General features: G+C 57.1%; 7 protein-coding genes. 6 read left to right on the top strand and 1 reads right to left on the bottom strand.

Annotation, left to right across the window (positions count from 1 at the left end):
* The 6 genes from ACZ25G_RS03235 to ACZ25G_RS03260 form a co-directional block, all read left to right on the top strand.
* Positions 1–448, top strand: a 448-nt coding sequence (locus ACZ25G_RS03235) for a TlpA disulfide reductase family protein (RefSeq protein ID WP_463681523.1), incomplete at its 5' end; no start/stop codon positions are given.
* Entirely contained in the window at positions 449–589 is a 141-nt protein-coding gene (locus ACZ25G_RS03240) for a CD1871A family CXXC motif-containing protein (RefSeq protein WP_463681524.1), read from the top strand.
* A complete protein-coding gene (locus ACZ25G_RS03245) occupies positions 582–1,487 on the top strand; it encodes a 4Fe-4S binding protein (protein ID WP_463681525.1) in 906 nt (301 codons plus the stop codon). The genes ACZ25G_RS03240 and ACZ25G_RS03245 overlap by 8 nt, the downstream gene beginning before the upstream one ends.
* 82 nt (positions 1,488–1,569) lie before the next feature.
* Entirely contained in the window at positions 1,570–1,929 is a 360-nt protein-coding gene (locus tag ACZ25G_RS03250) for a DUF134 domain-containing protein (RefSeq protein ID WP_191482033.1), read from the top strand.
* A 6-nt stretch (positions 1,930–1,935) separates the two neighbouring features.
* The gene (locus ACZ25G_RS03255; RefSeq protein WP_463681526.1) at positions 1,936–2,778 is read left to right on the top strand and encodes a P-loop NTPase; all 843 of its coding nucleotides are present in this window, start codon (positions 1,936–1,938) and stop codon (positions 2,776–2,778) included.
* Positions 2,775–3,191 carry a NifB/NifX family molybdenum-iron cluster-binding protein gene (locus ACZ25G_RS03260; protein ID WP_191509420.1) on the top strand — a complete coding sequence of 139 codons (417 nt, stop codon included), beginning with the start codon at positions 2,775–2,777 and terminating at the stop codon, positions 3,189–3,191. Before ACZ25G_RS03255 ends, ACZ25G_RS03260 begins: the two co-directional genes overlap by 4 nt.
* 63 nt (positions 3,192–3,254) lie before the next feature.
* Here ACZ25G_RS03260 and ACZ25G_RS03265 read toward each other — a convergent pair.
* Positions 3,255–3,695, bottom strand: a 441-nt coding sequence (locus tag ACZ25G_RS03265) for a GNAT family N-acetyltransferase (RefSeq protein WP_463681527.1), incomplete at its 5' end; no start/stop codon positions are given.

A 3,695-nucleotide genomic window follows, 5' to 3' on the forward strand; every position in this document is an offset into this window, starting at 1 on the left:
AATTTTGACTGTAGATATTGACGGCAAAGAGGTGACCCAGGAGATTTTTGCCGGCCATAAGTTGACGGTGGTCAATGTCTGGGCCACTTGGTGCACCTGGTGCCTCAAGGAGATGCCCCATCTGGCCGAAATCGCAGAGGAAATGGAAGCGGATGGCGTACAGATCATCGGCCTTGTCACCGACGCCGGCACAGCGGAGGCGGTAGATGAGGAGCAGCTGGCGCTGGTCAAGGAGATTATGGAGCAAACCGGGGTGGAATACCCCATTATCCTCCCCGACGCGTCCCTCTCAGAAATCCTGCTCAGCCAGGTCGCCGGCCTGCCCCAGACCTTTTTTGTCAACGGTGAGGGGGAGGCGCTGCCCCTCTACTACCCGGGGTATCAAGACAAAGAGGGCTGGATCAGCACCATCCAGTCGGTGCTTGCCACCTTAGAGGGGGAATCTTAGATGAAACGGCGCTGGATACTGCCCGCCACCCTCCTTGTTTTAGGCGGCGTATTGATGGCAGTAGGAATTTATCGTGGGGAGATGGCCACAGTCTTTCAAAAGGCCGCCAACCTGTGTCTGGAGTGTATCGGCATTGGCTAAACAAAAGAGAAGAAACCTCCGTCCCTGGGTGCAGGGGATCTGGACGGTGGTGACCAACAGCTATCTGGTGGGATTTTGGCAGGGAAAACTCTACCGCGGCCCCATCAAAAACCTCTGTGTGCCCGGACTCAACTGTTATTCCTGTCCCGGAGCGGTGGGCTCCTGCCCTATCGGCGCCCTACAGGCGGTGATAGGCAGCCGGGACTATCATTTTGCCTTTTATGTGGTGGGCTTTCTCATGGCGGTAGGCGCCATCTGCGGCCGGTTTGTCTGCGGCTGGCTCTGTCCCTTTGGCTGGATCCAGGAGCTGCTTCACAAAATCCCCTTCCCCAAGAAGATCCGCTCCTTCCGATGGGATAAGCCCCTCCGGTTTCTCAAATATGGGATTCTGGTAGTTTTCGTGATCCTGCTGCCCCTGTTTCTGGTGGACTTCATCGGCCAGGGAGAGCCCTTTTTCTGCAAGCTGATCTGCCCCGCCGGCACCCTGGAAGGCGGCATCCCCATGGTGCTGCTCAACGAGCCGCTGCGGGCGACCATTGGCTGGCTCTATACCTGGAAGATGGCCATTTTGGCGGTTTTGATCCTTTTATCCATTCTAATCTACCGGCCCTTCTGCAAATATCTTTGTCCCTTGGGGGCCGTCTACGGGCTGGCAAATCCCGTCTCCTTCTATAAGCTTCGGGTAGATGAGGAAAAATGCATCCGCTGCGGAAAATGCGCCAAGGTCTGTCCTATGCAGGTGGACCCGGTCAAATCCCCTAACGCTTTGGAATGCATCCGCTGCGGGGAATGTAAAAAGGCCTGTCCCACCGGCGCCATTTCTATGGGATTTGGCGCCCGGGTCTCCGCCAAAAAGATGATTGGCATCGATCTGCCAGAGATGGAGAAAAAGTCTTGACATGTGGGCATATGCACATTATAATGAGAGAGTAATGTGCATATGCCCATTTTTGCTGGGCAAAATGAAAGGAAGTAACCCCATGCCCAGAAATGTCAAATGCAGGAGGGTCTGCGCCGAACCCCAGGCGGCATGCTTTGTGCCGGAAAACGGGGGAGGGGAGGAGATCCGGCTCAGCGTAGACGAGCTGGAATCCCTGCGGCTGTGCGATCTGGAGGGAATGGACCAGGATATGGCCGCCGAGCGGATGAATGTCTCCCGCGGCACCTTTCAGCGCATTCTCTATGCGGCGCGGCGGCAGGTGGCTGACGCCCTTTGCCACGGCAAGATCCTGCGCATCGGCGGCGGCAACTACCAGGTGGCCCAGTCCCGTTGCCAATGCCCCGGAATGTGCGCCAAATGCAGATTTTCTGAAGACGATGAAACCAAAAAGGAGATGTAAAATCCCATGAGCGAATGTAATCACGATTGCGGAAGCTGCTCCCAGACCTGCGCGGAGCGGCAGGATCCCGCCGATTTTAAAGAAAGCCTCAACGAGATGAGCAGCGTCAAAAAGGTCATCGGCGTTGTCAGCGGCAAGGGTGGCGTAGGCAAAAGCATTGTCACCGCTATGCTGGCAGTTCTCTTAAAGCGCCGGGGCTACAACACCGCTGTACTGGATGCCGACATCACCGGTCCCTCCATCCCCAAGGTCTTCGGCATCAAGGAGCGGGCCCAGGCCAGTGAATTCGGCCTTCTGCCGGCCAAGAGCAAATTCGGCACCGACATTATGAGTGTCAACATGCTGCTAGAAAACGAGGAGGATCCTGTTGTCTGGCGCGGCCCGATCATCGCCGGCACAGTCAAGCAGTTCTGGACCGATGTGATCTGGTCGGATGTGGACTTTATGTTTGTGGATATGCCTCCGGGCACCGGCGATGTGCCGTTGACCGTGTTCCAGTCCCTGCCGCTGGATGGCATTATCGTGGTCACCTCTCCCCAGGAGCTGGTCAGCATGATCGTGGCCAAAGCTGTCAACATGGCAAAGCTGATGGATATCCCCATCCTGGGTGTGGTAGAAAACATGAGCTATGTAGAATGTCCTGACTGTGGCAAGAAGATCATGGTCTTTGGGGAAAGCCATGTGGAAGAAGCAGCCAAGAAATATAACCTTCAGGTCCTGGGCAAAATCCCCATGACCCCGGATTTGGCCCGGGTCTGCGACCAGGGTGTCATCGAGCTGTTTGAAGGCGATTGGCTGGATCACGCAGCTGACGTCATCGAAAATATAGAGGGAGATGCGAAGAAATGAAAATCGCGGTAACCACTGAAAACGGCCAGGTCTTCCAGCATTTTGGCAAGACCAAAACCTTCACCCTGTACACGGTGGAAAACGGTGCGGTACAGGAGAAAACCCTGCTGGACGGCGGCGACGAAGGACACAGTGCCCTGGTTGGCGTTCTCAAAAACGCGGGGGTAGAGCTTCTCATCTGCGGCGGCATTGGGCCGGGAGCCCAAAACGCCCTGGCGGCGGCTGGCATCACCTGTGTGGCCGGCGCTTCTGGAGATGTGGACGCTGCGGTGGCAGCCTATCTTGCCGGAACCCTGCAAATCGATCCGGCGGCGGCTCATTGTAACCACCACGGCCACGGGGAAGGCCACACATGTGGCGATCATCACGGCCACGAGGGCGGTCACAGCTGCGGAGCCCATACCTGCAAATAATTGCGCGCAAAAAAGAGCGGAAGCCTAGGCTTCCGCTCTTTTTATGTTTGGGCATTTCAGTTTTTATTTCATCTCTTCCCGGAGCAGGGAGTAGATACAGGAATCGAGAAGCCGTCCTCTCTTGTATACACTTTGACGGAGGATCCCTTCCAGGGTAAAGCCCGCCTTTTCCAGAGCGCGGCGGCTCCCCAGATTGGCGGCATAGGGCTCGGCGTGGATGCGGGCAATGTCATAGCGGGAAAAGGCCTCCTCGCACACCCGCCGGATGGCCCGGGACATAATCCCCCGGCCCCAAAAGGGCTCTCCCAGCCAGTAGCCGATCTCCCCGCTTTTGCGGTAGACGTCTTCCCCGAGAGTGACGCTGATGCTCCCCACGGCCTGGCCGTCGATCTGGATCGCCCGGGCCAGCTGGCGCTCCTCGCCGGCCTGGATGCAGGAGAGGACAAACTGCCGGGCATCGTCATAAGCATAGGGAAAGGGGAAGACATCCCGCAGGTTGGCCGC

It is taken from the genome of Zongyangia sp., from assembly GCF_965361945.1.